The following is a 26575-nucleotide window of genomic DNA, read 5'->3' as shown; positions in this document are numbered from 1 at the left end:
ATGAAGAAGATCCTCTACACGCTGCTCGCGACCGTCAGCGGACTCGTGCTGCTGTTCAGCTACCGAACGTCTCTGGAGGCGGTCACCCCGACCGACGCCAGTGCGGCGACAGCGGGCAGTTCATTGACGACCGCCGAGACCGGCGCGAGCGGCTCGGGAACCACATCGACGAACTCGGGAACCATGTCTGGCACCGGCCTCGCCGACGGAACCTACACCGGCGCATCATCGCAGACCCGCTACGGGCCGGTGCAGGTGCAGATAACCGTCTCCGGTGGACAGATCACGGACGCACAGGCGGTCGATTACCCGAACAGCAACGGTCGGGACCGGCAGATCAACGGCACCGCGATCCCGAGGCTCGTCTCGGAGACGATCCAGGCGCAGAGCTCGAAGATCCAGATGGTGTCCGGTGCCACATACACGAGCGGTGGCTACCTCTCGTCGCTGCAGAGCGCGATCGACCAGGCGCAGAGCTGATGCGTACCGCGAATGAGGTGACGCGGGTCTGGGTCGAGGAGATCATGGGCATTCCGATGAGCATCCATCTGATTGCTCCGGGGGAAATGACCGACGAGGGCGCCGACCGGGCAGTGCGAGCATGCTTCGACGAACTGCGTGACATCGACCGGGTCTTCTCGACATATCGCACTGATTCCGACATCAGCCGCATCCGTCGCGGTGAACTCTCCATCGCCGACGCTGACAGCAGGGTGGCGCTGGTCGCGGATGCCTGCGAACGCGCCGAAGAGGAGACTGGCGGCCTGGTCTCCGCCCGGTGGCGGGGAAGGTTCGACCCGACGGGATACGTCAAGGGCTGGGCGGTGGAAGCTGCGGGCCGTCGGCACCTCGAGCCGCTGCTGGCTGCCGCGACCGCGGTCGGCATCAACGCCGGAGGAGACCTGCAGCTGTTCACAGCCGAGGGAGCCGACTGGCGATGGCCGGTGGGAATCGCCGACCCGCACGACCGCGGTCAGTTGATCGCGGTGGTCGACGTGGTGAACGGTGCGGTGGCGACCTCAGGGACGGCGGAGCGCGGGCATCATATCCTCGATCCGCGCACCGGTAGGCCCGCGACAGGCACCGCGTCGGCCACGATCGTGACCGACGGTCTCACGCAAGCGGACGTCTGGGCGACCGCTGCCGTGGTGGCCGGCCCGGCGAACCGCTCGTGGATCGCGGCTGCGGGGTCGCGCACCGGCATCGTCGTCGATGCTGATCGTCGCGTGACCCGCTGGCTCGGCACGACGATGGTGGACGTGCAGACGACGACGGTCGGTTCGCATCCGATCGGAGGAGACGCACTCGTTCAGGGATGAGCCGGCAGTGTGAGCAGGAAAGTCGTGCCGGATGCTGTCGACCGTTCGACCTCGATGGACCCTCCGGCACGGCGAGCGACATCTCGCACGAGTGAGAGTCCGAGACCGAAGCTGCGAGGGCGCCCACTCTCGCGCGGACGCGCGAAGCGCTCGAAGACCTGCTCGGGCGAGATGCCTTCGATCCCGGAGCCCTCGTCGATGACGCGCACCGTCACGTTGCGGGCGTCCCGCGCGATGCGGATCGAGACGGTACCTCGCGCCGGGGAGTGCTGCACGGCGTTGTCGAGCAGCGCGACCAGGATGCGGACGAGCGTGACTTCCGGCAGCTGCGCCTTCACCTCCTGATCCACGGTGATCGCGAGCGAGACCTCGGAGCGCTTCTCGCTCGTCGTCATCGCTGCGACCGCTGTCGCCGCCGCTGTCGCGACGTCCGCGTTCCCGTCGGCGAACGATTCTCCTTCCGCGGCGATGAGCAGGTCGTTGAGCACGTCGGCCATCATGTCCGCATCGCGCCGGAGGTTGGTGAGACCCGCTCCGAGGTCCTCGCCTCGGTCATGACGGCGTTGCAACACCTGGATACGGCTCGTCAGCGCCGTCAGCGGCGTACGCAGTTCGTGGCTCGCGTCGGCCACGAAGTTTCGCTGCCGACGCAGCGCCTCCCCGAGCGGGCGGACCGATCGTCGAGCGGCGACCGCGGCGACAACCCCGAGCAGCACCACGCCGATCACTCCGATGATGATCACGGCCGGAACGATCACGTCGATGTCGACGATGAAGTCGTCCCGCGTTCCGGCGGGACCGCCGAACCAGCCGCCGCCGTGCTCCTCGCCTTCGCGGCGCGACGTTGAGAGCACCACCGCGATCAGCACGCCGATGCCGATCGCGACGATCACACCCGACGAGACTCCGACCCAGAGTCCGATGGATAGCGCTGCGCGACGCACGCGTCGATTATCGGCGTCGCTCATGACGGTGTTCCCGCGCGGTAGCCGCGTGCGCGGACGGTCTCGATCATGTCGGGGGACGTCTTGCGCCGCACATAGTGCACGTACGTGTCCACCGAACTCGTCGTATCTCCTTCATGGAACACGGCGCGGAGGATCTCGTCCCGACTGAACACGTGCTCGGGGCTGGTGCTCAACAGCTCCAGGAGCGCGCTCTCCGTCGCCGTCAGCGCCACTCGGATTCCAGATGGATCGTACGCGGCCTGGGCGTCCGGCGTGAACACCCACTCGCCGAGGCGTCGACGTACCCCATCAGCCCTGAACGCGCGTCGCAGCGCCCGAAGGCGCGCCAGCAGCTCGTCGTAATCGAACGGCTTCACCAGGTAGTCGTTCGCTCCGCCGTCGAGACCGGTGACACGATCGTCCACGGTGCCGAGCGCGGTCAGCATCAGGACCGGCGTCGTGATGTGCGCGGTACGCACGGCACAGATGAAATCGACGCCGTCCATGCCGGGGAGGCGTCGATCGACCACCATGGCGTCGTATCGCCTGCTCAGCGCGAGCCGGAGCGCGGTCTCGCCGTCCGCGGCATGCTCGACGTCGTACACCTCTTCCAGCACTTCGACGGTCAGCGCAGCGATCTCCGCATCATCTTCAACATAGAGCAGCGAACCGCGTGGCCCCTGTGCCGAGTCGCCCATGGTCGTCGTCCCGTCTTCCGCGATCGAGACCATCAGCGTACGCCCGGCGCAAACCGGGTCGGGTAACCCGGATGATCTTCCGCATGCCGTCGTCCGTCACACCAGAAACGATCGTTTTGGCGTCACTGGCCCGGTGGCTCCTTATGAGGCGCCACAAACGATCTTCGGAAACCCCTCTCGGCAGGGATTTTCGGCGCACCACGTCAAGAGGCGTTGTGTCCGTGATCGCTTAGACAGAACTAGCTGACAGCTGGAGGTGTGGGTGGCGTTCAGCTCTCGTCTGCGCTGCTGGGCTGATGTTCCACCGCTGGCGCGCGTCCTTCTTGGTACACGGAGGGTTCGGGTTCGGGGTGTCGTCGCCCCTGGACGACGAATAGCGCGATGCCGAGGGCGACGACGACGACGGATGCCCAGACGTTCGCGGGGATGCCGAACAGGGCGTCGCTGGTGGGGTCGATCCTGATGGCCTCGAGCCAGCTGCGTCCGAGGCCGTACCAGATCATATAGAGGGCGAAGGTTCGTCCCCACCGGAACCGGTATCTGCGCTCGAGGAGGAGGATGATCGCCACGCCGATCAGGTTCCAGATGATCTCGTACAGGAACAGCGGGTGGAACAGCGTTCCGGCCGGGAGGCCGTCCGGGAACATGGTGTCCGTCGGCAGGATCTCGAGCCCCCACGGCAGCGTGGTGGGCAGCCCGAAGAGTTCGTGGTTGAAGTAGTTGCCGATCCGACCCATGGACTGCGCGATGAGCATCGCGGGCGCGAGAGCGTCGGCGAAGGACCACAGCCGGATACCGGTTCGTCGGCAGCCGATGTACGCACCGACAGCGCCGCCCAGGAGGGACCCGTAGAGGGCGTTGCCGCCGTCCCAGATGGCGAAGATGTTCCCGAGGTTCGCGCCCGGATAGAAGTAGTCCCCGACGTGGGTGAACACGTGATAGAACCGGGCTCCGATGATGCCGATCGGGACAGCCCAGATGACGATGTCGACAACCACGCCGTCCTCCGCGCCTCGTGCCGACAGGCGTCGTTGGGTGATGATCACGGCGGCGATGATCCCGGCGATGATGCACAGCGCGTAGGTGTGGATTGTGAGCGGCCCGAGGGTGAACTGTGCCCACGACGGTGGGGGGCTGGGAAGACTCGTCAAAAGCACGAAGCACCGCTCCTCATCTGGCATCACTGTGAATGCTTCAACACATCATTGTTCAGCGCCGGTCCCATGCGAACAGCGCCCTGGGAAGACTAACGGTGTTCGACACGGGAATCGTCGAACTCCTCCCAGGTCACCAGGCGAGGGCCCCGAGGAGCGGGCCTGACCGGTTCAGGCCAGGGAGAGGAAGAGCTTCTCCAACTCGGCGGGGGAGGTGACGTCGTCGGCGTCCGGATCGGTGAGGCATTCCCGCAGCGCGGTCGAGATCACGAGGAATCCGGCCCGGTCGAGGGCCTTCGAGACGGCGGAGAGCTGCTGCACGACGTCGCGGCAGTGCGCGTCGTCCTCGACGGCCGTAATGACCGCCGCCAGCTGGCCCTGAGCTCGCTTGAGGCGGTTGACGACTTTGCGCTTGGCTTCGGGGTCGTGGACGAGCGGGTCGCCGGTGACGAGGGTGTCGGTCATGGGTGGTCCTTCCGTCGAGTTGACAACCACTATACCCCCTGGGGTATCGTATTCACATGAACTGATACTCCCCGGGGTATCGCCGAGCAAGGAGATCAGCGTATGTGCAGAGCAACGAAGTGCCACACCTGTGGAAAGACGACCTGGACCGGGTGCGGTCAGCACGTCGCATCCGTGCGGAAATCCGTGCCCGCATCCGACTGGTGCAATGGCAGCCATACCCGTGCCGAAGTCCAGGCCGCCCAGTCTCAGCGGGGTGGCTTCTTCGCCCGCCTGTTCGGACGGTGATCGGCGATGGCAACTGTTGAACTGACCACCGGGAACTTCGAACAGCTCACCCACGCCGAGGGCATCGCGCTGATCGACTTCTGGGCTGAGTGGTGTGGACCCTGCCGGGCCTTCGCCCCGGTATTCGATGCAGCATCCGACAGGCACCCCGACATCCTCTTCGGGAAGGTCGACACCGAGGCCGAGACCGCTCTGGCCTCCGCCCACCGCATCACCTCGATTCCGACCCTGATGGTCGTCCGCGACGGCGTCCTGGTCTACCGGCAGCCGGGAGCTCTTGCCGAACCGCAGCTCGAGCTGCTCATCGAGAAGGCCCGCGAACTGGACATGGACGACGTCCGCCGCCAGCTCGCCAACACCGCTACCCCCTGAAAGGACCTGGCACCATGTGCGCACGAATCACCTGCTCCTCCTGCGGCAAGCCCACCTGGGACGGCTGCGGCCAGCACATCGAACAAGCCCTCGCGGGCGTCCCCGTATCCCAGCGCTGCACTTGCACGCACTGACCCAGAAGAAAGCGACGGAGACCCTTATGCTCCTCGAACGCCTCTACGACGACGACCTCGCCCACGCCAGCTACATCATCGGCTGCCAGCGCACCGGTGAAGCGATCGTCGTCGACCCGCGCCGCGACATCCAGGTCTACCTCGACCTCGCCGCGAAGAACAGCATGACCATCACCGCGGTCACCGAGACCCACATCCACGCCGACTACCTCTCCGGCACCCGCGAGCTCGCAGCCCGTACCGGGGCGACGATGTATGTCTCCGGCGAGGGCGGCCCGGACTGGCAGTACGGTGTCGGGTTCCAAGACGCCACCCGGATAATGCACGGTCACCGCATCACGGTCGGCAACATCACGGTCGAGGCGGTCCACACTCCCGGGCACACCCCCGAGCACCTGTCCTTCCTCGTCATCGACGGCGCCACGACCTCCGAGCCGGGCTATGTCCTCACCGGTGACTTCGTGTTCGTCGGGGACGTCGGACGCCCGGACCTGCTGGACGAGGCCGCAGGCGGCATCGACACCCGCTTCGACGGCGCACGGGATCTATTCGCGAGCCTCCGCGACCACTTCCTCACCCTGCCCGACTACGTGCAGGTGCTCCCCGCGCACGGGTCGGGGTCCGCCTGCGGCAAGGCGCTCGGCGCCGTCCCAAGCTCGACAGTCGGATACGAGCGGCGTTTCGCCTGGTGGGCTCCCTACCTCGAGGCCGGCGATGAGCAGGGATTCATCGACACGCTGTTGAACGATCAGCCCGACGCACACGCCTACTTCGCACGAATGAAGCGGCAGAACCGCGTCGGACCGGCCGTGCTGGGCGAACTTCCTCCGCTCCTCGAGCGCAGCGTCTTCGATCTTGACGCCGACATCGACGCCGACCGGGTCATCATGGTCGACACCCGCCACCACTCCCTCGTGCACGAGGGCACTGTTCAGGGCGCGCTGAACGTGCCCGGAGTCGCGAAAGCAGCCAGCTACGGCGCCTGGGTCTACGACCCCGACACCGAGACGCGGCCGCTCGTCCTCATCATCGACTCGGGGGACGCCGCGGCCCGGTTCCGGGATCATCTGCTGCGGGTCGGCATCGATCAGGTCGACGGGTTCATCACCACACTCGATGGCCTCCCCACGGTGCAGCCCAAGACGATCGCCCCCACCGACCTGGACCAGGTCGACGCGGCGCTCCTCCTCGACGTGCGAAACCGTACCGAGTACAACGCCGGGCACATCCCCGGCGCCGCGCAGCTCTCCGGTGGTCGGGCCCTCTGGCACACCGACGAACTGCCCGCCGGCAAGATCCTCACCTACTGCCAGAGCGGCGTCCGCAACAGCGTCGCCGCCAGCGCCCTGCGCCGGGCCGGCCTCGACGTCATCGAGATCGAAGGCAGCTACAACGCCTGGCTCGCCGCGACGCCGTCTCGGCCGACGGCCGCCTGAGCGGCCGAGGAGCTCGAGTGGACACCTCCATCATCCTCGCGATGACTCTCGCGGCCCTTGTCGGTGTCGCACTCGGGCTCCTCGGCGGCGGGGGCTCCATCCTCACTTTCCCCATCTTCTCCCTCGTCCTGGGCATCGGAACGAGGGAGACGATCGTCTCCTCTCTCTTCGTCGTCGCTATCACCAGCGCCGTCTCCGCCGCCTTCCGTGTGCGCCGACGCGAGGTGCGCTGGAAAGTCGCCGGCGTCTTCGCGGCGACCGGCTTGATCGGGGGAATCGGTGGCGGGATGGTTGGTCAGCTGCTACCAGAAACCGTGCTCACCGTTCTGTTCGCGGCGATCATGATCGTCACAGCGATCGCCATGATGCGGCCGCGACGAGAACGCGCGGCGCGCCCTCCGACGCGGCCGGTCGTCCGTGGAATCCGAACGACAGGTACGGGACTCGGCGTGGGAGTCCTCACAGGGGCACTGGGAGCAGGCGGCGGGTTCCTCATCGTCCCCGCCCTCACCTTCCTCGGCCAGCCCATCGCCGCTGCAGTGGGGACATCGCTACTAGTCATCGCCGTGAACTCGTCCGCCGGCTTCCTCACCCAGATCACGACCGTGGCCATCCACTGGCCCATCGTCCTCACCTTCACCGCGCTCGCCGTCGCCGGATCCTTCATCGGTCTGGCACTGTCGCATCGCCTCCCGGCTGCCGGCATCCGCACCGGGTTCGGGGTTCTGGTGCTGGCCGTGGGGCTGACCATGCTCGCCACCCTCATCATTCAGACGCTCTCCGCCTGACCACCACCAGAAAGAAGCCCATGCCTCACGCGACCGACACCGCGCCCCGCACCGGGGAACACGTCGACGGATACGAGGTGCCCGTCCTCGACGAGCACGCCGTCCGCATCGCCGCCGGCATCCTCCTCGCCATAGGCATCACCGCCCTTACCATCACGCTCGCCTCCGACAGCATCAGGCCGCTGCAGATGTTCGGCATGTTCTTCCTCCTCGACATGACGACGCGCGTACTCATCAGCGACCGGCTGTCCCTCACTCTCGCCCTCGGCCGTGCTCTGACACGCCGCCGCCGTCGGCACTGGGTGGGCGCGCCGCAGAAGGTCTTCGCCTGGTGGCTCGCCCTCGGTCTCGCTGCTATCTCGTGCGTGACGATGAGCGCTGGAATGGTCCCGCTACCCGTGACTCTCGGGCTCTGCGGAGTCTGCTTCACAGTCCTGCTCCTAGAAGCCACCCTCGGGTGGTGCGCGGGATGTGCCCTGCACCAACGCTTCAGTAGGCAGCCCACCCGCCACTGCGCCAACGGCGCCTGCGACCGCTGACACTCTCGCTCCCTCACAACGAAAGGACGCACATGGGCCGCCTAACCCTCACCACCCTCGCCGTCATCACCGCACTCACGCTCACCTCCTGCGCCAGCACACCCACACCACAGGCTGACCTCGGCCCCGACGCGGTCATCATCGACGTGCGCACCCCCGCCGAGCGCGCCACCGGCCACCTCGACGGCGCCCTCCTGCTCGACGTCACGGGCGGCGACCTCCAAGCTGCGCTGCCGGACCTTGACCCCGAAGCCACCTACCTCGTCTACTGCCGTTCAGGTAACCGGGCAGGAGTCGCCATCGACCTGATGAAGCAGGCCGGCTTCACCGACCTCCTCAACCTCGGCTCCCTGGAAGACGCCGCCGCCACGACAGGCCTCCCCGTCGTGCAGCCCTGAGACGTACGTGCTCGCCCCCACGAGCACGTACCTGCGTGCACAGCACGCCACCGCATCGCTCGAGCACTGCCTCGCGATGCACAGTCGGGGCGGGGTCGCCAGATGCCCGCCCCGACTGTTCAAACCTGCTCGCCTTAGCCCACCGAAAACGATCGTTTACGGTGAGGTCAGGTGTCGTGCGCTTTCGAGGGTGCCACTAACGTTCGCCGGAAGCGCGTTTCGGCAGGCGCTTTCGGCAGCTCCCGTTGATCGCCGGCGGACGGAAAAAGTCGATGCCTACCCGTCGAACACCTCACCACTAGCAAATGCGGCATCCTCGGCTAAGAGTTCCACGAGGGGTGTTGGACACTTCGTGAGGATGTCTCGTTCTGCTGACGGCATTGGCTGCGAGCGAAAATCGGCCCTCACGTCGTAGCAGGTGTAAACCTCGCTTGGCCCGTTGTAGGCATAGCCATCATCGGTCGGGATGGCCGGTCGTGGTCCTGAGGCGATGAACACCGAGACGTGAGCGAAGGCATCCGTCGAAGAGATGTTGTAGAGGACGATGCCACCCTGCTCGATCTCGAACTCAGCCGCTGAGAGGGCGTCGCCATCCCACCGTGCGCCAGGAAGGGTGTCGAGGTAAGCCGTCGGACCATCAACTGGGGGACTGTAGAGACGCTGGGATAGAGGATCTTCGAAGGATGCGACTTGTCGCCAGAGCACACCATCTATTCCGCTGGGATAGCCATGGTATTCGACAGCGCATCCTGTGAATGTTGTCGTCGCCACGATTGCGCAGAGGAACATCGCGCCCGCTCTGCCCTTCCGCCTCATCTCCACGCTCTCACTCTCTCACTCCGAAGCTCGAGAAATGTCGGAGATGTGGTTCAACGGGATCCCCCGGAGAATAGCCGCGATCGCAGCCGAAATCGATCGTTTACGGCGCGATCCTGGCGTGTGCAACGGAAGGCCTGCCGAAAACGCGCGGCGTAACCACCAAGCGGCAGAGGTTTTCGGCTGAGCGTGCGGGTGACAGCGACGCTAGGAGCTCGCCACTAGTCAGCGTCGGGAGCTACGTTAACGTCCCAACCGCCTAACGAGTCAGGCAGCGAGCTCGTCCAGCGCAGCATGTCTTGCCAGGGAAGAGGGGTCGCATGTACGACGCTGGGCTTTCCCGCGCATAGGTCGTACCCCCATTGGAACGCTGCAATCGGCGTGATCACTCGCGGTTCGTAAACAGAGAACCGGACAAGATATGAATGGGCGCGCCATTGAAGGTCTGGCGCGTTGGGATTCGCGGGGGCGTCAAACAGCGTCGGCAGAAACCCAAGCGAACTGAAAGGACCCTGCTGGTTCAGGCTCGGCATATTGTCCAAGAACGCTGTCGAGGGCGATTCATCTGCGGGGGTCATCTCCACGAACTGAACCCAGGCGAACACAGCGTTGTAGCCGGAGCCGGCATGCTCAACGGTTGCCGTCATGATCGGGTAGCCGATGAGCCGTTCGTGTGGCACATCGTTCAGAAGGGCGTTCAGCCCAGTCTGCGAAATGTTCGTGCTCGTCACCGTGTCTACAGTGACGACGCCTGCAAACCCCTTCGACTCGAACGGGATGCGCAACACCTGACCCGTGCTCATCCTCTGAGCCTACGGTGGGTCTCATCTGACGAAGGGCATACTCCGTAGTTGTGGAGTGCCGAAAACGATCGTTTACGGCGTGATTTCGTATTCTGCTCTGCGAGGGGTGCCGCAAACGTGCACCGGAAGCCGGTTTCGGCAGACTATTTCGGCGCGCTGGAGGGCCGAGCCTCGCGCTCGATGCCGAGCTTGAGGGTCGAGGAGCGGCGGCGTCGGTGGATGACGAAGAAGGGGCGACCCGAGGCCGCCCCTTCTTCTTGCGTGAATCGTGACTCAGTGCCCGGCGCCGAGGTTTCCGGTGAGGCGGCCGTGGAACGCTGCTGCGGTGTCGTTCAGGCCTTGGATGGTGACGGTCTTCCCGTGGTTTTCGTACTTGGTGACGATGGCGTCGAGGGCGGCCACGGTGGAAGCGTCCCAGACGTGGGAGTGACTCATGTCGATGACTACCGTGTCGGGGTCGTCGCCGTACTCGAACTGGGTGGTGAGGTCGTTGCTGGAGGCGAAGAAGAGTTCTCCATCGACGGCGTAATGCGCTGTGTCGCCGTCGTCACTGAGGGTGCGGGTGACGCTGACGAAGTGTGCGACGCGTCGGGCGAACATGATCATCGCGGCCACGACTCCGAGGATGACGCCAACGGCGAGGTTGTGGGTCCAGACGGTGGCGATGACGGTGATGAGCATGACGGCGGTCTCGCTCTTCGGCATGCGCTTGAGCGTGCTCAGGCGGATGCTGTGCCAGTCGAAAGTCGCAATCGAGACGAGGATCATGACGGCGACGAGCGCTGCCATGGGAATGATCGCCACCACGTCGCCGAGCGCGAGCACGAGGACCAGCAGGAAGACGCCGGCGAGGAAGGTCGAGATCCGGGTGCGTGCGCCGGAGGCTTTGACGTTGATCATGGTCTGGCCGATCATCGCGCAGCCACCCATGCCGCCGAACGCGCCGGAGAGAACGTTCGCGGCGCCCTGTCCAAGTGCCTCGCGGGTCTTGCGGGAGTGGGTGTCGGTGATGTCGTCAACGAGCTTCGCGGTCATGAGCGACTCGAGCAGGCCGACCACGGCCATAGCCAGCGCGTAGGGAGCGATGATCTGCAGCGTCTCGAAGGTGAGCGGCACATTCGGAATGAACAGCGCCGGCAAGCTCTCGGGAAGTTCTCCCTGATCGCCCACGTTCGGCACGTTCCACGCGAAGACCACGACTGCCGCGGTGAGCAGCACGATCGCGACGAGTGGCGCCGGGATCACCTTCGTGATCCGCGGCATGAGATACATCACCAGCAGGCCGACCGCGACGAGCGGGTAGACCAGCCAGGGAACGCCGATGAGCTGCGGAAACTGCGAAGTGAAGATCAAGATCGCCAGAGCGTTCACGAACCCGACCATCACCGAGCGCGGGATGAACCGCATCAGCTTGGCGACCCCGAGCAACGCGAGGACGATCTGGATGAGTCCACCGAGCAGGACCGTGGCGATGAAGTAGTCCATGCCGTACTCACGAGCGACGGGCGCGATGACGAGCGCGATTGCTCCGGTGGCCGCGGTGATCATGGCAGGGCGTCCGCCGAGGAACGCGATCGCGACGGCCATGATGAAGGACGAGAACAGGCCGACTCGGGGGTCGACGCCCGCGATGATCGAGAACGCGATCGCCTCCGGGATCAGGGCAAGGGCGACGACGAGGCCCGCGAGGACTTCACGGGTCAAAAGGCGCGGGCTGCGCAGCGCCTGCATGACGGTGGGTTCGATGCGGTAACGCGACGCGGAGTCGCGGGTGGGGGTGACGGCAGTCATGTGCCCTCCGGGTGCTGGGCTCTCTCGTGAGAGCGCGGGAAACGAATGGGAGCGCAGCGGTGCGCAGGCGTCGGTCAGGCCGACACGGAAAGATAAGGGGAGCGGGCGCGAGAGCCGCGCCGATCTAGACTCTAACGTAACGTGAGTGTTGTGGGGAAATCAGTGGAAGACGAACACAGGACCGTCGAGACGATGCGGATCGGCGAAGTGGCCGAGCGCACGGCGCTCTCGTTCCGCTCGCTTCGACACTGGGACGACGTGGGGCTCGTGCAGCCGTCCGCGCGCACGGAGGGCGGGTTCCGGCTTTACACCGAGAAAGATGTCGATCGCATCCTCATCATCCGCAGAATGAAACCGTTGGGATACACCCTCGACGAGATGCGCGAACTCCTCGACGTCGTCGACGCCCTCACCGTCGACCCGAGCGACGTGGCGTTGCGCGCCCGGATCGATGACATCCGCGACGGCGCCGACCAGCGTCGCCAGAAACTCACGGAGCAGCTCGCCATGGCCGACGAGTTCGTGCAACTGCTCGGTCAGCTCTAAAGAGAGACGGATGCACCGCGTTGGAGGCCTCGGCCCATAGTCGATCGGTCTGCCGAAAACGATCGTTTGCGGCCGGGGATCCTCGGTGCTGGTGGGAAGCGCGACACGCCGTGCCTCGCTCCGCCGTAACCCCCTGCCGAAACCGTAGGGCACCGAAACAGGTGATGTGTGGGTTTCGGCGCAGGCTCTGTCAGCAAGAAAGCACCCGTAATCGAGGTCTAGAGGTTCACTCGTCAAACCGTCGTCGCTCATGGGCCAGTCTGAAGATCTGACTCGTCTGCGTGACCTCAGCTGGCTGCATTGCCATCCCGAGGGCGGAGCGTCAGGTTCGTCACGCGTTGTGGCTTGCCCGCAGGATCAGCGCCGCACACCGCTGTCAATCTCCCGACACTTGCTTTAGCCCGGACTAAGTCCGATCGAGCGGCGGGTAATCCGATGTAAAGCGGTTAGTCCGATCTAAAGACGTAACTCACAAGAACCCTTGACATCCGCTCTCTCTCGGGTCTAACGTACAACCAAATGGTTGCACAAAGAGAACTGAGCGAAGCGGAGGTCGACCGTGTGTTCCACGCATTGGCGACGTCGACCCGACGCGACATCCTGCGTCGGACGATCGAGCGGGAGCAGTCCGTCTCGACCCTCGCCTCCGAATACGAGATGTCGTTCGCCGCGGTGCAGAAGCACGTGGCCGTGCTCGAAGCGGCGAATCTCATCGTCAAGCGCGCCGAGGGACGCGAGCGGCTCGTCCGCGCGAACCCCGAGATGATCGCCCGCGCCAGGGCGCTCCTCGCCCGATACGAAGAGCTGTGGCGGTCGCGCATCGCCCGGCTCGACGAGCTGCTGGCCGAGACGCCGGCATCCCGCACCGATACGACCGACACCACCGATGTTCCACGAACCGAAGAAGGAGACTGACATGCCCGTCACGGATGTCACCACCGATGCCGACAACCTCACCATGACCGTCGTCGCCGATTTCGCGGCGCCGATCGAGCGGGTCTGGGCTGCATACAGCGACCCGCGCCAGCTCGAGCGCTTCTGGGGCCCTCCCGGATGGCCGGCCACCTTCACCGCCTGGGACCACACGGTCGGCGGACGTGCGCAGTACTCGATGAGCGGGCCGCGCGGCGAGAAGTCGTCGGGGTCGTGGGAGTTCCTCTCGATCGATGCCCCGCACAGCTTCGAGGTGCTCGACTCGTTCGTCGACGATGAGGGCAACCCTCTCGACGGCTTCCCCGCGCAGCGGATGTCGTTCGCGTTCGAGTCCACCGCCGATGGCACCCGCATGGTCACGACCAGTCACTTCGACTCGGTCGAGGCGATCGAGCAGGTCGTCGAGATGGGCCAGATCGAGGGTCTGAAGCTGGCGATGAGCCAGCTCGACGCCGTGCTGCAGGATCTGCGCGACTACGCGCAGGGCAAGGGCACGCAGGTCGAGCTGCTCGACGACACCCACGTGCGCATCACGCGTCTCGTCGAGGGACCGCGCGAACTGGTCTGGCGTGCGCACAACGACCCCGAGCTCATGAAGCAGTGGCTGCTCGGACCCGACGGGTGGGAGATGACCGAGTGCGTCGTCGCCACCGAGGTCGGTCAGACCTACCGCAACTCCTGGGCACCCGTAGGTGACACCGAGGGGCAGCCGTTCGGATTCGAGGGCGAGGCGCTGCTGATCGACGCACCGCGGCGGTCGGTGCAGACCGAGCGGATGATCGGGATGCCGGTCGAGACGCTGAACGACCTGAACCTCTACGAAGAGGACGGGGCGACGCTCATCACGCTCTACATCGAGTACCCCGACAAGGAGACGCGCGACATGATCCTCGCCACCGGCATGGCCGACGGCATGGAGACCTCGTACGCCCGCCTCGAGCGGGAGCTGCTCGCGGCCTGAGCTCCACGACTCCGGAAGGCCGGTCGCATCCCTCGGGGAACGGCCGGTCTTCCGCCGTTCCGGTGCAGAGCTTCGGAGTTATGGAGCGGCGGGAGCGGAGCCGGCCGCGTCGCGGCGCGGGCGGCGCGTCGACCAGATGGCCAGGGCGATCAGCACGGGCTGGAAGAACAGGCGCACGAATCGCTTCATGTCGGTGTCGAGGCCGAAGCCGTCGCGGTGATGCGTCCACTGCGCGATGTTGCCGGGGAAGACCGCGACGAAGAACAGTGCGGTGATCACGCCGACCAGTCCGCGGTGCTTGCGCGCGACGAGCAGCGCGGTGCCGAGTCCGATCTCGACGACACCGGAGGCGAGCACGGTCACGTCCGGGTCGATGGGCACCCACTCCGGCACCTGCGCCTGGAACTCCTCGCGCGCGAACGTCAGATGCGAGACGCCCGCGAAGACGAGCGAGGAACCCAGGAAGACCCGGCCGATGGTGCGTGCGACATTCTTCGCCATGGTGCGAGTGTACGCGTGGCCCTCAGGGGTGAGGGCCGTCAGATCAGGCGGCGGAGCGCCTCTTCGAGCGTGACGCCCTGTGCCTCGGCGCGATCGCGCAGGCGGGCGTGCTCGTCGCTCGACAACGCGAGTCGCACCTCGATCGGATCGTCGACCGGCGCATAGAGGCTGTCGAGCAGGTCGGATGGCTCGGCCCACAGGGGTTCGGCGAGAGACGTCGCGACGGCCGGGGATGCCGCAGCATCCTGCTCGCCGCGTGTCGCTGCGGCGGCGATCGGAGCGGATGCTGCAGCAGCGGCCCCGGCATCCGTCGCCATGGTGAACCCGGGCCCGCGGCGCGGCTCCTGCTGTGCCTGGTAGGCCTTCGCTGCGGCGTTCGCGCGCTCGTCGGCCGCCTCGTTCAGGGGGTGCCCGGCGTGGCCCTTGACCCACGAGAACTCGACGTCGCGCCCGCGGATCGCCTCGTCGATGCCCTCGAGCAGGTCGCGGTTGAGCACGGGCCCGCCGTCCGACTTGCGCCAGCCCTTGCGCTTCCAGCCCGGCATCCACTTGGTCACCGAATCGATCACGTAGCGGCTGTCGCACTCGATCATCAGCTTCTCGGAGATGCCGGCCGTCGCCTGCAGCAGTTCGAGCACGGCCCGCAGCTCACCCTGGTTGTTCGTGCCATGCGGGGAGCCGCCCGCGGCCCAGTTGGCGTCGTCGATGTACCAGGCCCAGCCGTTCGGGCCGGGGTTGCCCAGGGCGGAGCCGTCTGCGGCGGCGGTGATCGTCATCCCTCAACCGTAGCCGCGCGCGGCGACACTCCTTGCGCGGCTACGTGCGTTCGCCTCCGCCCGCCGCGGGACATAGTGTGGATCGATGCCTACCGACTTCTCCTGGGATTCCTGGGTCGGCACCGCCGCGTCGATCGCCATCCTCACGGTGATCTCTGCCGCCGCACTCGCGGTGCTGGCGCTCGCCGCCTCGCTGATCAGCCGTCGTGTGCCATGGGTGCGCGATCTCGCCAGACGCGTGCGCAACGCGATGATCGCGACGACCGCTGTGGTCGCGATCTGGATCGCGGGTGCGATCTCAGAGCCGGCGACACAGGAATGGTGGCCGGTGGTGTCCCGGCTGTTCCTGATCGCCACGATCCTCACCGGCTCGTGGTTGCTCGGCGCATCGATCTCATTCGGCTTCGAGCGATTGATGGCCAGAGAGGAGACGCTGCTCGTCGGTCCGGAAGCCCGCCGCCGTCGCACGCAGCTGCTCGTCATCCACCGGCTCGTCCTCGTCACGATCGCCGTGCTGTCTCTGGGCGCCGTGCTCTTCAGCTTCCCCGAGATGAGGGCCGTCGGCACGAGCCTGCTGGCCTCGGCCGGCATCGTCAGCATCATCGCCGGACTCGCTGCGCAGTCGATCCTCGGCAACCTCATCGCAGGGGTGCAGGTCGCTTTCACCGATGCGATCCGAGTCGGCGACGTGGTCGTCGTCGAAGGCGAATGGGGGCGGGTCGGCGAGATCAACCTGTCCTACGTGGTCGTCTACATCTGGGACGAGCGCCGCCTGGTCATTCCGTGCAGCTACTTCACGACGACACCGATCGAGACCTGGACGCGACGTTCCGACAAGATCCTCGGCACGGTCTACCTCGATCTCGACTGGCGAGTGCCGATGGATGAGCTGCGGCAGGAGTTCCAGCGCATCGTCGAGGCGTCACCCGCCTGGGACGGCCGTTCCTACGACTCCGCGGTGACGGAGGCACAGGGCGGTTACGTCACGGTGCGCCTGGTGATGTCGGCCAAGGACTCGGGCGATCAGTGGACACTGCGCTGCGAGGTACGGGAGAAGATGATCGGCTGGCTGCAGCGTGAGCATCCCGAGGCACTTCCCCGGACGCGAGTCGACCTGGGTGCCCCGCAGCTCGCGGACTGAGAAGGCGGGTCAGCCTTCGGGCTCGCGGTCTTCGGGCTCGCGATCTTCGATCGAGAACGCCGCGGGAGCGGGCGGGGCGACGGGGAAGGCGACGGAGCTGATCGATGCGCCGGCACCGAGGCCGAGTCCGATGGCCAGCGGGTCGACCGCCGGCGCGGCGTCGAGCACCTCGGTCTCCGACCGCTCGAGCGGCTCGGAGGGCAGAGTCCACTGATTCTCTTCGTCATCGGAGCGCTGCTGGAAAAGTCCCATGGGTCCCATTCTCGACCCGCCTCGCGACGGGGCGGCCGGATTCACACCGGATTGATCGGGTCAGGCCTCAGCCGGCTGGCGGCGACGGAATGTGAAGTACCCCTCGACAGCGCCGTGATTGACGACGCCGGTGCCGGTGCTGAGCATGCGCGCCGAGGTGGTCGCCCCGGACTCGACGAATGTGTACCCCGTGTGATCGAGCCGCCAGCCCACGCGTTCGACCTCGCTCAGGAAATAGCCGATGCTGTCATCGCTCATGAATCCGTTCTGCGCGGATCCCCAGGTCGAGGCCTCGCCGGTGAGTCGGCTGACCTCGACGTTGAGGTGCAGCAACGCGTCAGCGCGGTCGTAGGCGTCTCGGGCCAGCTGCAGCAGTCGGGCGGCCTCTTCGGTCGTCACGGGGTTGTGCCTCTCGTCGTCTGTGGATCGTTCGGTCAGGCCGCGGCCTCGCGCACCGCATCGACGAGTTCTCGCCACGGCCCGTCGAGTGCGGAGTCGGGGAGCTCGCGTTCGCGTTCCTCCGACGGTGTGCGCACGCGGATCAGCCACACGAAGCGGTCTGCGCCAGAATCGGCATCGCTGTCGGCATCCCACGGGCAGCTGTCGATCATCGCGATCCAGTGGTGCGTCTCGGTCGGGTCTGGTTCCACCCGCCACTTGCGACGGATGCCGGCGATGCCGCCCGTCCGCACCACCGCGATGACGACCGGCGCGTCACTCGACTCTGGGGACTCGCTCATCCTCATAGACTCCCACGGTCGCCCACGCACGTCGAGCGGCCGCGGCGGTCGCGTCGTCGATGGCGGATGCCGCAGCGAGGGTCGCGTCGGCGAACTCCGTGAAACTCGCAGTGCTCGACAGTCCGCCGGTGAGCGCGCGGTACCAGACCGTTCCGGCGGTCTCCCAGGCGTTGCCGCCGAGGTCGATCGCGAAGAGGGCGAAGGCCCGGTTGGGGATGCCCGAGTTGATGTGCACGCCGCCGTTGTCTTCTGTCGTGCGCACGAATCCGCTCATGTGATCGGGCTGCGGGTCTTTGCCGAGCTCGTCGTCGTCGTAGGCCGTGCCCGGGGCGATCATCGACCGCAGTGCACTGCCCTGCACGGCATCCGTGAAGATCTCCGCCCCGATGAGCCAGGTGGCATCTGCGGCGGTCTGCCCGAGGAGGTACTGCTCGGTGAGCGCGCCGAAGACATCGGCGATCGACTCGTTCAGCGCGCCGGGCTGACCCTGGTACTCGAGGTTCGCGGTGTACTGCACCACGCCGTGCGCGAGTTCGTGGCCGATCACCGTGGTCGATGAGGTGAAGCCGACGAACACCTCGCCGTCGCCGTCGCCGAACACCATGCGCTCGCCGTCCCAGAAGGCATTGTCGTAGTCGATGCCGTAGTGCACGGTGGCGTCGAGAGGGGCGCCGGCGTCGTTGAGCGAGTTGCGCCCGAAGGCGGAGAGCAGCATCTCGAACGTCGCCCCGAGTCCGTCGAACGCCTCGTTGACCGACGTGTCGGCCACCGGCTCGTCGTCTTCGGCGCGGACGATCGCCCCGGGGAGGTTCTGGGTGTTGCCGGCGTCGCTGATCGTGCGGTTCGGCGCGTCCGACAGCTCGGCGACCAGGTCTCCGTTCTCGTCGATCGACAGATCGATGCGCGCACGGAACGGCGGTCTGCCCGCCGTCAGTGTCTGCCGTGCGGCGGCGGCCGCACGGGGATAGCGGCCCGACTCGGCCAGGCGCGCGAGCAGGTAGGACGGGACGACTCCGGGGATCTCGGTGTGGCTGCTCATGTTCAGACCCTACGCCGGGGGTCCGACGTTCGGGCGAGGGCTGGCGGGGCCGTGCGGAGTCGCCGTACGTGCGCCTCGGTCGGCCGGATGCGCCTGCATCGGCCGGATTCCGGGCCTCTGGCCGAGGGAAGCATGTGTCACCGAGCCGGCGCACACGGACGGTGTCGGAACGACACGACGATGACCGGAAATGGCCCCGACTTGATACTGAGAATCGTTATCAATAAAGTGGGCTCCTGTGACCCCCTCTCCCCGCGCCGGCCGCACTCTCCTGTTCGTGTCATTGCTCGCGGCCACCCTGACGGTGACCTCGTGCGCAGCATCCGATGCCCCGGCTCCTGCATCGAGCGCGAGCATTCCGCCGAACGACGGGGTCGCCGGCGGGGGAGCGGCCGAGGTCGCATCGCCGGCTCTCGCGCTCGTCGTCGCCGACGCGGACGGCGAGCTGACCCTGCTCGACCTCGAGACCGAAGAACGCTCGACGCTCGCAGAGGGGGACGCGGATGCGGATGCCGTGCTCGGCGTCGGCCGCTTCGCCCACGTGACCCATGTCGAGGGAGACCGCACGGTCGTCGACGTGATCGACTCCGGCCGCTGGACGGTGCCGCACGGCGACCACTCGCACTCCTTCTTCGGCGACGCGGGGGTGCTCGGAACCATCGACGGAGAGGGCCCTGTCGACATCCGAGTCGGTGACAGTGCGACCGCCATCCGCTTCGGCAGCGACGTCGCCCTCATCGATCACGAGAAGCTCGCCGATCTCGACGACACACCTCGCCTCACCCTCCCCGTCGACCCGGCCGGTCCCGTGCTGCCTTTCTCTGGGCACCTCCTCGCCGCCACCGGCGAGACGATCGAGATCCTCGACGCGGAAGGCACCGCGACCGGCAACACCGTGCCCTGCACGAACGCGACCGACGTCGACCTCACCCGTGTCGGCGCCGTCTTCGCGTGCGACGCCGGTGCCGTGGTCGTGACCCGCGAAGTCGGCGGTGCGCTCGTCGCCGAGTCGATCCCCTACCCCGCAGGCGCCGTCGCGGCACCGATTCTCGCCGGACGCGCGGACCGACCGGATCTCGCAGGCGTCGCCGGCGACAGAGGCGCCTGGCTGCTCGACTCCCGAGCCCGCGAATGGATGCTGCTCGCCACGGACACCCCGCTGCTGCGCGCCGTGGCCATCGGCGACGACGACAGCCGCACCGTCGTGATCGCGGCGGACGGCACCGTGCGGGTGCTGGCCGCCGACGGCTCGGAACTCGTGCGCACGAGCGCCCTGCTCGCCGCATCCGTCGCGGACCCTGCCCTGCGCGACCTCGTGCACCTCGTCATCGACGCCGATCACGCGTACGTCTCCGACCCGGCCACAGGCGCGGTGCACGAGATCAACCACGGCGACGGCACGGTCTCCCGCACTTTCGACGGCCTCGATCCGCAGTACCTCCAGCTCGTCGGCTGACACCGGACTCATCGACGGCATCCGCCGTCACGCGCACCCGCGCACCCCCCAGAAGAAGGAGACACCCATGCATCGACCCGCCCGCAGCCGCCTCGCGGCCGGCGCGATCGCCACGCTCGCCGTGGTCGCACTCGTCGGATGCGCGACCGCCGCGCCGTCGGCATCCGGAGAGCCCGAGTCGTCGTCGGACCACGAAGGCGACACCAGAGTCGCCATCGCCTATGACGGCGGCATCACCGTGCTCGACGGCGAGACCCTCGAGACCGTCGACTCCGCCGAGCTCGACGGCTTCCTGCGCGTCAACCCGGCCGGCGACCACGACGGACACGTCTTCGTCACCGCGGCCGACGGATTCCACGTGCTCGACACCGGCCTCGCCTCGGACACCGTGGAGTTCACCGGCGAGATCTTCGACGCCGTCACCCCGGGCCACGCCACCCCGCATGCCGGGCGCACCGCTCTGTTCGACGACGGCACCGGAGACGTGACGCTCTTCGACACGGATGCCGTCGGCACCGGCACGCTGCCGGACTCGCGGACCGTCGCATCGGAGGCCGCTCATCACGGAGTCGCGATCGAGCTGTCCGACGGCACGCTGCTGTCGACCATCGGCACGTCGGAGTCGCGCAGCGGCGCCCGCCTGCTCGCCGAGGATGGCGGCGAGCTCGCCCGCAACGAGCAGTGCCCCGGGGTGCACGGCGAAGGCGCGCTCAAGGGCGAGACCATCGTGTTCGGCTGCGAAGACGGCGTGCTGGTGTTCGCCGACGGAGCGTTCACCAAGCTCGAGGCGCCTGACGACTTCGGTCGCTCGGGCAACGCGTACGTGACCGAGACGAGTGCGATCGCCGCCCTGGACTACAAGTCCGACCCCGATCAGGAGGGCTACCTGCTGTCGCAGCTCGCGCTCGTCGACACCGACGCGCAGAGCCTGTCGGTGGTCGACCTCCCGGAGGGCGTCGAGTACACGTGGCGCGGAGTCGGCCGCGACGGGCACGACAACATCATCGTGCTCGCATCAGACGGCACCCTGAACGTGCTCGACGAGACCGGCGCGATGGTCGACTCGTGGGATGTCATCGAGCCGTGGGAGAGCCCCGACGAATGGCAGCAGCCGCACCCGGGACTCCGCGTGGTCGGCGACGTCGCCTACGTGACCGAGCCGGCAGAGAACCGCATCGTCGCCGTCGATCTGCACACCGGCGAGGTCGCGGCCGAGGCGACGCTCGACGTCGTGCCCGGCGAGTTCGTCGTGGTCGGCGCCGCCGGCCACTGACCGGCGCGAGGTACCGCTCCACAACTCCGGAGATCCACGTGGCTCTCGTTCCCCGAGGTGCGCCGTTCCGGGGAGCGCGAACCCGGTGGTGCGCGCGTCTCCGGAGTTGTGGAGGTCGAGCCCCGGCGCCCCGCCCGCGCTCCCAGGAAGACACCCCGAGAAGTCGCGTAAAATCGGCACAATGACCGATGCACCCGACGCCGCCTCCGACCTGGGTGCCGGTATCGACCCCGAGGATCTCGCCACCACCCTGCGAGTCCTGTCGGAGCTGCACCAGATCGACAACGAGCACCCCGACTTCGTGGCCGTGCGTCATGCGACGGCCGCGATGTTCAAGGCGGTCAAGCGCGTGCGTCGCAAGGAGATCCGCGACGCGATCGCCGACGCCGACAAGGCGGTCGTCGCCCGCACGGCGACCGGCGCTCCCGACCGCATCGACGACGAGACCCGCGGGCACGACCTCGCGACCAGCGTCGTCGACGCCCCGATCGCCGGCGAGCTGCTCAAGCCGCGCAACTGCTACATCTGCAAGCAGCCCTACACGGTGGTCGATGCGTTCTATCACCAGCTCTGCCCGGACTGCGCCCGCTTCAGTCACGGCAAGCGAAACGCCCGCACCGATCTGACCGGCAAGCGAGCGCTTCTGACCGGCGGCCGCGCGAAGATCGGCATGCACATCGCCCTGCGACTGCTGCGCGACGGCGCGCACACGACGATCACGACACGATTCCCCCGCGATGCGGTTCGTCGGTTCTCGGCGCTGCCCGACTCGGGCGACTGGCTACACCGCCTGCGCGTGGTCGGCATCGACCTGCGCGACCCCGCTCAGGTGATCGGCCTCGCCGACTCGGTCGCGGCTCAGGGACCGCTCGACATCCTGATCAACAACGCCGCGCAGACCGTGCGCCGCTCACCGGGGTCATACTCTCTCCTGGCGGATGCCGAGCTGCAGCCGCTTCCCGACGGACCGCTGCCCGAGATGGAGACGTTCGGACACACCGCCGATCCGCATCCGCAGGCGCTGCAGGCTTCGGTCGATGCGCATCCGCTGCTGTCCGTCGCGGCGCTCGGCGGCACCGTCGCCGAACAGGGCGGTCAGGCGCTGACGGCCGAAGACCTCGCACGCCTCGCGATGGCCCCCGGATCGTCGTCGCTCGAGAAGCACGCCGACGGCACCGCCATCGACGCCGGCGGACTCGTGCCCGACGTCAACCGCACGAACAGCTGGGTGCAGTCGATCGACCAGGTCGATCCGCTCGAGATGCTCGAGGTGCAGCTGGCCAACACGACGGCGCCGTTCCTGTTGATCAGTCGCCTGCGCGCCTCGATGGCGGCCTCGTCGGCGAACCGCAAGTACGTGGTCAACGTCTCGGCGATGGAGGGGCAGTTCTCGCGCCGGTACAAGGGTCCCGGTCACCCGCACACGAACATGGCCAAGGCGGCGCTGAACATGCTGACGCGCACGAGCGCCGGCGAGATGCTCGAGACCGACGGCATCCTCATGACCGCCGTCGACACCGGTTGGATCACCGACGAGCGCCCCCACTTCACCAAGGTGCGCCTGGCCGAGGAGGGCTTCCACGCCCCGCTCGACCTCGTTGACGGAGCGGCCCGCGTGTACGACCCGATCGTGCGCGGCGAGGCCGGCGAAGACATTCACGGCGTGTTCCTGAAGGACTACGAGCCCAGCCCCTGGTGAGTCGGCGGCCTCTGAGCTGCGGGCTGCCGTGACTGCACCGCCGGACCTGTGCCGTCTGCAGGATGGGATCCCGTCTGCAGGATGGGACGGGGAATCTGGTCCTGCGTCCGGGCTTCGGTCCTGCGAACGGTGTGCCGGTCGCCACCCTGGGCCGCACGCGACGGTCAGTGCGCGCGGATCTCGAGGTTCTCGGACGCCCAGGTGCCGAGCTGATCGAGGATGGGCAGCAGCCCACGTCCGCTGTCGGTCAGTGAGTACGAGACCGTGACAGGCGGACCGGCGTCGACCGCGCGGGCCACGAGCCCGGCCTCGGCGAGCTCTGCCAGCCGGTCGGAGAGCACGGTGTCGCTGATGCCTGACACCCCGCGGCGCAGCGCGACGAACGTCGAAGGACCGCCGCCGAGCGACGAGACGATCATGCCGTTCCAGCGCTTGCCGAGCACGCTGAAGGCCAGTGTGACGGCGGCGTCGCAGACGTGACGCTCTTCGTCGATCTCGGCCATGCGCCCATCATACCTGTGCTACGTTAACGCGAGTCGCTAAGAAAAACAGAGTGACTACGAAAAACGAAAGGCACTCCTCATGTCCCTGTTCCGCCTGGATGCCAGCATCCTGCCCGCGTCGTCCGCCAGCCGTTCGCTCGCCGACCTCGTCGAAGCCGAGTGGACCGCCTCGCACCCGGACTCCACGGTCACCCGCCGCGACCTCGCCGCCGACCCCGTGCCCGCGACGGCATGGGCGGATGCCGTGACCGGCGGATTCGTCGACGACGCCGAGCGCACCGACGCTCAGCGCGCAGCGCGCGCCCTCGCCACCACCTTCGCCGACGAGCTGATCGGCGCCGACGCGCTGCTCTTCGCCGTGCCGCTCTACAACTACGGCGTCTCGCAGCACTTCAAGACCTGGTTCGACCTGGCCTACACCGACTCCCGCATCGACCCGCAGGGCACCGCATTGCGCGGTAAGCCGGCGACCCTCGTCACCGTGCTCGGCGGCAACTACGCCCCCGGAACGCCCAAGGAGGGCTGGGACCACTCCACCGGATGGCTGCGCCGCGTGCTCGAGGACGTCTGGGGCCTCGACCTGCGCATCGTCGAGCGTCCGTTCACCCTGGTCGGCGTGAACCCCGCTCTCGACGCCTTCGCCGACACCGCCCGCGAGCTCAAGGAGAACGCCGAGGAGTCGGCGCGCACGTACGGACGCGAGCTCGCCGCACTGCGGGGCGACCAGGTCGCCTGACGCGGCATCCTGAGCGGTCCCGCCCCTCCAGGCATCCCGTCTGGTCCCGCCCCTCCAGGCGTCCCGTCTGCAGGATCAGGGCACGGATGCGGGGTCAGAACACGGTTTCTGGTCCTGCATCCGTGCCTCGGTCCTGCAGACGGCACAGGAACCGGACGACCGTGCAGGACCCGGACCTCCAGACGACCGACCGCCGCCTCAGGCGAGGGGGCGGGGGAACGGATGCGGCAGCCACACCGTCACGTTCAGACCCCCGCCGTGCCGAGCGGTGAGCACGAGCGATCCGTCATGCGCCTGGGCGATGCGCTGCACGATGGCGAGGCCCAGGCCGACACCGCCGTGATCCTCGCCGCGCGTGCGGTCGGCACCTCTCTGGAACGGCTCCGCGAGCGTCGCGACGAGATGGGCGGGCAGCACGTCGCCCGTGTTCTCGACCACCAACGCCACCGCCTGCGGCAGAACATGCGTCCGCACGATGACCGTGCCGCCTGCGGGCAGGTTGTGAACGATCGCGTTGTGCACCAGGTTCGTGATCAGCTGCTGGAGCAGGGCGGGGGATCCGAGCACGTTCGCGGTGTCACCGCCGACGTCGATGGACACACCACGTCGCTCGGCCGACGGCAGGAGCGTCTCGGTCGACTCCTCGGCGAGCAGTGACAGGTCGACCGGCTCGCGGGTGAACGCGCGGCGCTCGGCACGGCTCAGCATCAGCAGGGCCTCGGTCAGCTCGATCGCGCGCGCATTGACCTCGTGCAGTCGGTCGATCAGCGCGTCGACGTCGCGGTCGGGGTCGTTGCGGGCGACCTCCAGCATCGCCTGCGAGATCGCGAGCGGGGTACGCAGCTCGTGCGAGGCGTTGGCGGCGAACCGCTGCTGCTCGCCCATGTGCGCCTCGAGCTGCTCGAGCATCGAGTCGAAGACATCGGCCAGATCACGGAACTCGTCGCGCGGTCCCTCGAGGGCGACCCGGTGCGACAGCGACCCCTGCGCGGCGAGCTGCGCTGCCCGTCCGATGCGGTCGAGGGGGGCCAGCATCCGTCCGGCGATGATCCATCCGCCGCCGATTCCGATCGCGAGCAGCACGAGCATCATCACGATCGCAGCCGGAATGAATGCGCGGATCAGGTCCGAGCGGTTCGGCACGAAGCGGTCGGCGATGATCGCGGCATCCGGTACATACCGCAGCAGGTATACGGCGACGGCCGCGAGCAGACCGATGCCTGACACGACCACGACGCCCGCATAGCTCAGCGTGAGCTTCCAGCGGGCGCTCATGCCGCGGCGCCTCACGGGCCGAACGGGATCAGCCATCGGCATCCGTTCCGATGCGGTAGCCGACGCCGGGGACGGTGAGGATCAGCCACGGCTCGCCCAGTCGCTTGCGCAGCGACGAGACCGTGATGCGCACAGCGTTCGTGAACGGGTCGGCGTTCTCATCCCACGCGCGCTCGAGCAGCTGCTCGGCGCTCACGACTCCGCCGCCCGCATCGACGAGCACCTCGAGCACCGCGAACTGCTTGCGCGTCAGGGCCACGTACTTGCCGTCACGGAAGACCTCGCGGCGGAACGGATCGAGACGCAGCCCTGCGACCTCGAGAACCGGCGGCCTGGCGCGGTGGCGACGACGGTCGAGCGCCCGCAGGCGCAGCACGAGCTCGCGCAGCTCGAACGGCTTGGTGAGATAGTCGTCGGCGCCGATCTCGAAACCCGACTCCTTGTCGTCGAGGCGATCGGCCGCGGTGAGCATGAGGATCGGGATGCCGCTGCCCGAGGCCACGATCGACCTCGCCACATCGTCTCCCGACGGACCGGGGATATCGCGGTCGAGTACCGCGAGATCGTAGGAGTTGATGCTGAGCAGCTCGAGGGCCGTGTCGCCGTCGCCGGCGATGTCCGCCGCGATCGCCTCGAGCCTCAGGCCGTCTCGAACAGCCTCCGCGAGATAGGGCTCGTCCTCGACGATCAGCACACGCACGACACAGCTCCCATGTGCTCAGAGCTTACGCACCCGGACATATCGGGAGCATATGAGAAATCGCATACGTCGTCGCAACACGCCTCCTTCTTGACT

Annotated in this window: 31 protein-coding genes; 15 read left to right on the top strand and 16 right to left on the bottom strand. The window is 67.3% G+C overall.

Annotation, left to right across the window (positions count from 1 at the left end; genetic code table 11):
• Complete coding sequence (locus BEP68_RS01235; RefSeq protein ID WP_042538263.1) at positions 1 to 480, top strand: FMN-binding protein; 480 nt, start codon at positions 1 to 3, stop codon at positions 478 to 480.
• Entirely contained in the window at positions 480 to 1319 is an 840-nt protein-coding gene (locus BEP68_RS01230) for an FAD:protein FMN transferase (RefSeq protein WP_052492863.1), read from the top strand. The genes BEP68_RS01235 and BEP68_RS01230 overlap by 1 nt, the downstream gene beginning before the upstream one ends.
• On the opposite strand, the gene BEP68_RS01225 is transcribed toward BEP68_RS01230, so the two are convergent.
• The 4 genes from BEP68_RS01225 to BEP68_RS01210 form a co-directional block, all read right to left on the bottom strand.
• Positions 1310 to 2287 carry a sensor histidine kinase gene (locus BEP68_RS01225; RefSeq protein WP_042538261.1) on the bottom strand — a complete coding sequence of 326 codons (978 nt, stop codon included), beginning with the start codon at positions 2285 to 2287 and terminating at the stop codon, positions 1310 to 1312. The two genes, BEP68_RS01230 and BEP68_RS01225, sit on opposite strands and share 10 nt — an antisense overlap.
• Complete coding sequence (locus tag BEP68_RS01220) at positions 2284 to 2997, bottom strand: response regulator transcription factor (RefSeq protein ID WP_228385636.1); 714 nt, start codon at positions 2995 to 2997, stop codon at positions 2284 to 2286. Before BEP68_RS01220 ends, BEP68_RS01225 begins: the two co-directional genes overlap by 4 nt.
• 236 nt (positions 2998 to 3233) lie before the next feature.
• Complete coding sequence (lgt, locus tag BEP68_RS01215) at positions 3234 to 4121, bottom strand: prolipoprotein diacylglyceryl transferase (RefSeq protein ID WP_052492873.1); 888 nt, start codon at positions 4119 to 4121, stop codon at positions 3234 to 3236.
• Between the two features lie 168 nt (positions 4122 to 4289).
• Positions 4290 to 4583 (bottom strand): metal-sensitive transcriptional regulator, encoded by a 294-nt coding sequence (locus tag BEP68_RS01210; RefSeq protein ID WP_042538258.1) that lies wholly within the window; start codon positions 4581 to 4583, stop codon positions 4290 to 4292.
• A 294-nt stretch (positions 4584 to 4877) separates the two neighbouring features.
• On the opposite strand from BEP68_RS01210, the gene BEP68_RS01205 reads away from it, so the two are divergent.
• The 5 genes from BEP68_RS01205 (at position 4878) to BEP68_RS01185 (ending at position 8538) form a co-directional block, all read left to right on the top strand.
• Positions 4878 to 5243 carry a thioredoxin family protein gene (locus BEP68_RS01205; RefSeq protein WP_042538256.1) on the top strand — a complete coding sequence of 122 codons (366 nt, stop codon included), beginning with the start codon at positions 4878 to 4880 and terminating at the stop codon, positions 5241 to 5243.
• 160 nt (positions 5244 to 5403) lie between these two features.
• Complete coding sequence (locus tag BEP68_RS01200) at positions 5404 to 6813, top strand: MBL fold metallo-hydrolase (protein WP_042538252.1); 1410 nt, start codon at positions 5404 to 5406, stop codon at positions 6811 to 6813.
• 17 nt (positions 6814 to 6830) lie between these two features.
• Entirely contained in the window at positions 6831 to 7601 is a 771-nt protein-coding gene (locus BEP68_RS01195; protein ID WP_042538250.1) for a sulfite exporter TauE/SafE family protein, read from the top strand.
• Between the two features lie 20 nt (positions 7602 to 7621).
• Positions 7622 to 8140 carry a DUF4395 domain-containing protein gene (locus BEP68_RS01190; RefSeq protein WP_042538248.1) on the top strand — a complete coding sequence of 173 codons (519 nt, stop codon included), beginning with the start codon at positions 7622 to 7624 and terminating at the stop codon, positions 8138 to 8140.
• Positions 8141 to 8172: 32 nt separating this feature from the next.
• On the top strand, positions 8173 to 8538 hold the full coding sequence (locus BEP68_RS01185) for a rhodanese-like domain-containing protein (protein WP_042538246.1): 366 nt from the start codon (positions 8173 to 8175) through the stop codon (positions 8536 to 8538).
• Positions 8539 to 8814: 276 nt separating this feature from the next.
• Here the strand turns inward: BEP68_RS01185 and BEP68_RS01180 are convergent, their stop codons facing one another.
• From BEP68_RS01180 to BEP68_RS01170, 3 genes are all read right to left on the bottom strand, one after another.
• Complete coding sequence (locus BEP68_RS01180) at positions 8815 to 9360, bottom strand: hypothetical protein (protein ID WP_136057006.1); 546 nt, start codon at positions 9358 to 9360, stop codon at positions 8815 to 8817.
• A gap of 215 nt (positions 9361 to 9575) precedes the next feature.
• The gene (locus BEP68_RS01175; RefSeq protein ID WP_042538244.1) at positions 9576 to 10157 is read right to left on the bottom strand and encodes a hypothetical protein; all 582 of its coding nucleotides are present in this window, start codon (positions 10155 to 10157) and stop codon (positions 9576 to 9578) included.
• Between the two features lie 273 nt (positions 10158 to 10430).
• A complete protein-coding gene (locus BEP68_RS01170; protein ID WP_042538242.1) occupies positions 10431 to 11948 on the bottom strand; it encodes a SulP family inorganic anion transporter in 1518 nt (505 codons plus the stop codon).
• 192 nt (positions 11949 to 12140) lie between these two features.
• Between BEP68_RS01170 and BEP68_RS01165 the strand changes: the two genes are divergently transcribed.
• The 3 genes from BEP68_RS01165 to BEP68_RS01155 all read left to right on the top strand — a co-directional run bounded on the left by BEP68_RS01165 (position 12141) and on the right by BEP68_RS01155 (position 14388).
• On the top strand, positions 12141 to 12494 hold the full coding sequence (locus BEP68_RS01165) for a MerR family transcriptional regulator (RefSeq protein WP_042538356.1): 354 nt from the start codon (positions 12141 to 12143) through the stop codon (positions 12492 to 12494).
• Positions 12495 to 13013: 519 nt separating this feature from the next.
• Positions 13014 to 13409 carry an ArsR/SmtB family transcription factor gene (locus tag BEP68_RS01160; protein WP_053098499.1) on the top strand — a complete coding sequence of 132 codons (396 nt, stop codon included), beginning with the start codon at positions 13014 to 13016 and terminating at the stop codon, positions 13407 to 13409.
• A gap of 1 nt (position 13410) precedes the next feature.
• Positions 13411 to 14388, top strand: coding sequence for an SRPBCC family protein (locus BEP68_RS01155; RefSeq protein WP_187248990.1), 978 nt, complete (start codon positions 13411 to 13413; stop codon positions 14386 to 14388).
• A 78-nt stretch (positions 14389 to 14466) separates the two neighbouring features.
• On the opposite strand, the gene BEP68_RS01150 is transcribed toward BEP68_RS01155, so the two are convergent.
• Complete coding sequence (locus BEP68_RS01150; protein ID WP_053098501.1) at positions 14467 to 14889, bottom strand: DoxX family membrane protein; 423 nt, start codon at positions 14887 to 14889, stop codon at positions 14467 to 14469.
• Between the two features lie 38 nt (positions 14890 to 14927).
• A complete protein-coding gene (locus tag BEP68_RS01145; RefSeq protein WP_053098502.1) occupies positions 14928 to 15665 on the bottom strand; it encodes a ribonuclease H in 738 nt (245 codons plus the stop codon).
• Between the two features lie 85 nt (positions 15666 to 15750).
• Here BEP68_RS01145 and BEP68_RS01140 point away from each other — a divergent pair, with 85 nt between their 5' ends.
• Positions 15751 to 16806 (top strand): mechanosensitive ion channel family protein, encoded by a 1056-nt coding sequence (locus BEP68_RS01140; RefSeq protein WP_056276280.1) that lies wholly within the window; start codon positions 15751 to 15753, stop codon positions 16804 to 16806.
• Positions 16807 to 16815: 9 nt separating this feature from the next.
• On the opposite strand, the gene BEP68_RS01135 is transcribed toward BEP68_RS01140, so the two are convergent.
• From BEP68_RS01135 to BEP68_RS01120, 4 genes are read right to left on the bottom strand one after another with little or no spacing between them, the layout of a single operon-like run.
• Positions 16816 to 17058, bottom strand: coding sequence for a hypothetical protein (locus tag BEP68_RS01135; RefSeq protein WP_053098504.1), 243 nt, complete (start codon positions 17056 to 17058; stop codon positions 16816 to 16818).
• A 60-nt stretch (positions 17059 to 17118) separates the two neighbouring features.
• Entirely contained in the window at positions 17119 to 17457 is a 339-nt protein-coding gene (locus BEP68_RS01130; protein WP_187248989.1) for a hypothetical protein, read from the bottom strand.
• Positions 17458 to 17492: 35 nt separating this feature from the next.
• Positions 17493 to 17798, bottom strand: a complete 306-nt coding sequence (locus BEP68_RS01125) for a protealysin inhibitor emfourin (protein WP_053098506.1) — start codon at positions 17796 to 17798, stop codon at positions 17493 to 17495.
• The gene (locus BEP68_RS01120; protein ID WP_187248988.1) at positions 17773 to 18837 is read right to left on the bottom strand and encodes a M4 family metallopeptidase; all 1065 of its coding nucleotides are present in this window, start codon (positions 18835 to 18837) and stop codon (positions 17773 to 17775) included. The genes BEP68_RS01125 and BEP68_RS01120 overlap by 26 nt, the downstream gene beginning before the upstream one ends.
• Positions 18838 to 19075: 238 nt before the next feature.
• Here BEP68_RS01120 and BEP68_RS01115 point away from each other — a divergent pair, with 238 nt between their 5' ends.
• The 3 genes from BEP68_RS01115 to BEP68_RS01105 all read left to right on the top strand — a co-directional run bounded on the left by BEP68_RS01115 (position 19076) and on the right by BEP68_RS01105 (position 23265).
• Positions 19076 to 20293, top strand: a complete 1218-nt coding sequence (locus BEP68_RS01115; protein ID WP_187248987.1) for a hypothetical protein — start codon at positions 19076 to 19078, stop codon at positions 20291 to 20293.
• Between the two features lie 67 nt (positions 20294 to 20360).
• A complete protein-coding gene (locus BEP68_RS01110; RefSeq protein ID WP_187248986.1) occupies positions 20361 to 21566 on the top strand; it encodes a hypothetical protein in 1206 nt (401 codons plus the stop codon).
• 181 nt (positions 21567 to 21747) lie between these two features.
• Positions 21748 to 23265 (top strand): SDR family NAD(P)-dependent oxidoreductase, encoded by a 1518-nt coding sequence (locus BEP68_RS01105; protein ID WP_187248985.1) that lies wholly within the window; start codon positions 21748 to 21750, stop codon positions 23263 to 23265.
• Between the two features lie 164 nt (positions 23266 to 23429).
• On the opposite strand, the gene BEP68_RS01100 is transcribed toward BEP68_RS01105, so the two are convergent.
• Positions 23430 to 23768, bottom strand: a complete 339-nt coding sequence (locus tag BEP68_RS01100) for a winged helix-turn-helix transcriptional regulator (protein ID WP_053098511.1) — start codon at positions 23766 to 23768, stop codon at positions 23430 to 23432.
• Positions 23769 to 23847: 79 nt separating this feature from the next.
• Here BEP68_RS01100 and BEP68_RS01095 point away from each other — a divergent pair, with 79 nt between their 5' ends.
• Positions 23848 to 24504 carry an FMN-dependent NADH-azoreductase gene (locus BEP68_RS01095; protein WP_187248984.1) on the top strand — a complete coding sequence of 219 codons (657 nt, stop codon included), beginning with the start codon at positions 23848 to 23850 and terminating at the stop codon, positions 24502 to 24504.
• Positions 24505 to 24702: 198 nt separating this feature from the next.
• Here the strand turns inward: BEP68_RS01095 and BEP68_RS01090 are convergent, their stop codons facing one another.
• Positions 24703 to 25779: a sensor histidine kinase gene (locus tag BEP68_RS01090; protein WP_053098513.1), complete on the bottom strand. Its 1077-nt coding sequence runs from the start codon at positions 25777 to 25779 to the stop codon at positions 24703 to 24705.
• Positions 25780 to 25807: 28 nt separating this feature from the next.
• Entirely contained in the window at positions 25808 to 26479 is a 672-nt protein-coding gene (locus BEP68_RS01085; RefSeq protein WP_053098514.1) for a response regulator transcription factor, read from the bottom strand.
• Between the last annotated feature and the right edge of the window lie 96 nt (positions 26480 to 26575).

This window comes from Microbacterium sp. 4-7, from assembly GCF_014332665.1.
Classification (GTDB): Bacteria; Actinomycetota; Actinomycetes; order Actinomycetales; family Microbacteriaceae; genus Microbacterium.
This window is presented reverse-complemented; position numbering and strand designations above follow the sequence as displayed.

What these genes read in the sequence shown, in the direction of transcription:
- BEP68_RS01170 (WP_042538242.1), bottom strand. Translation starts at nt 11,948, where the DNA reads ATGACTGCCGTCACCCCCACCCGCGACTCCGCGTCGCGTTACCGCATC.
- BEP68_RS01225 (WP_042538261.1), bottom strand. Translation starts at nt 2,287, where the DNA reads ATGAGCGACGCCGATAATCGACGCGTGCGTCGCGCAGCGCTATCCATC.
- BEP68_RS01135 (WP_053098504.1), bottom strand. Translation starts at nt 17,058, where the DNA reads ATGGGACTTTTCCAGCAGCGCTCCGATGACGAAGAGAATCAGTGGACT.
- BEP68_RS01150 (WP_053098501.1), bottom strand. Translation starts at nt 14,889, where the DNA reads ATGGCGAAGAATGTCGCACGCACCATCGGCCGGGTCTTCCTGGGTTCC.
- BEP68_RS01100 (WP_053098511.1), bottom strand. Translation starts at nt 23,768, where the DNA reads ATGGCCGAGATCGACGAAGAGCGTCACGTCTGCGACGCCGCCGTCACA.
- BEP68_RS01205 (WP_042538256.1), top strand. Translation starts at nt 4,878, where the DNA reads ATGGCAACTGTTGAACTGACCACCGGGAACTTCGAACAGCTCACCCAC.
- BEP68_RS01155 (WP_187248990.1), top strand. Translation starts at nt 13,411, where the DNA reads ATGCCCGTCACGGATGTCACCACCGATGCCGACAACCTCACCATGACC.
- BEP68_RS01175 (WP_042538244.1), bottom strand. Translation starts at nt 10,157, where the DNA reads ATGAGCACGGGTCAGGTGTTGCGCATCCCGTTCGAGTCGAAGGGGTTT.
- BEP68_RS01140 (WP_056276280.1), top strand. Translation starts at nt 15,751, where the DNA reads ATGCCTACCGACTTCTCCTGGGATTCCTGGGTCGGCACCGCCGCGTCG.
- BEP68_RS01095 (WP_187248984.1), top strand. Translation starts at nt 23,848, where the DNA reads ATGTCCCTGTTCCGCCTGGATGCCAGCATCCTGCCCGCGTCGTCCGCC.
- BEP68_RS01210 (WP_042538258.1), bottom strand. Translation starts at nt 4,583, where the DNA reads ATGACCGACACCCTCGTCACCGGCGACCCGCTCGTCCACGACCCCGAA.
- BEP68_RS01110 (WP_187248986.1), top strand. Translation starts at nt 20,361, where the DNA reads ATGCATCGACCCGCCCGCAGCCGCCTCGCGGCCGGCGCGATCGCCACG.
- BEP68_RS01120 (WP_187248988.1), bottom strand. Translation starts at nt 18,837, where the DNA reads ATGAGCAGCCACACCGAGATCCCCGGAGTCGTCCCGTCCTACCTGCTC.
- BEP68_RS01125 (WP_053098506.1), bottom strand. Translation starts at nt 17,798, where the DNA reads ATGAGCGAGTCCCCAGAGTCGAGTGACGCGCCGGTCGTCATCGCGGTG.
- BEP68_RS01165 (WP_042538356.1), top strand. Translation starts at nt 12,141, where the DNA reads ATGCGGATCGGCGAAGTGGCCGAGCGCACGGCGCTCTCGTTCCGCTCG.
- BEP68_RS01145 (WP_053098502.1), bottom strand. Translation starts at nt 15,665, where the DNA reads ATGACGATCACCGCCGCCGCAGACGGCTCCGCCCTGGGCAACCCCGGC.
- BEP68_RS01160 (WP_053098499.1), top strand. Translation starts at nt 13,014, where the DNA reads ATGGTTGCACAAAGAGAACTGAGCGAAGCGGAGGTCGACCGTGTGTTC.
- BEP68_RS01220 (WP_228385636.1), bottom strand. Translation starts at nt 2,997, where the DNA reads ATGGTCTCGATCGCGGAAGACGGGACGACGACCATGGGCGACTCGGCA.
- BEP68_RS01105 (WP_187248985.1), top strand. Translation starts at nt 21,748, where the DNA reads ATGACCGATGCACCCGACGCCGCCTCCGACCTGGGTGCCGGTATCGAC.
- BEP68_RS01190 (WP_042538248.1), top strand. Translation starts at nt 7,622, where the DNA reads ATGCCTCACGCGACCGACACCGCGCCCCGCACCGGGGAACACGTCGAC.
- BEP68_RS01185 (WP_042538246.1), top strand. Translation starts at nt 8,173, where the DNA reads ATGGGCCGCCTAACCCTCACCACCCTCGCCGTCATCACCGCACTCACG.
- BEP68_RS01235 (WP_042538263.1), top strand. Translation starts at nt 1, where the DNA reads ATGAAGAAGATCCTCTACACGCTGCTCGCGACCGTCAGCGGACTCGTG.
- BEP68_RS01090 (WP_053098513.1), bottom strand. Translation starts at nt 25,779, where the DNA reads ATGAGCGCCCGCTGGAAGCTCACGCTGAGCTATGCGGGCGTCGTGGTC.
- BEP68_RS01200 (WP_042538252.1), top strand. Translation starts at nt 5,404, where the DNA reads ATGCTCCTCGAACGCCTCTACGACGACGACCTCGCCCACGCCAGCTAC.
- BEP68_RS01230 (WP_052492863.1), top strand. Translation starts at nt 480, where the DNA reads ATGCGTACCGCGAATGAGGTGACGCGGGTCTGGGTCGAGGAGATCATG.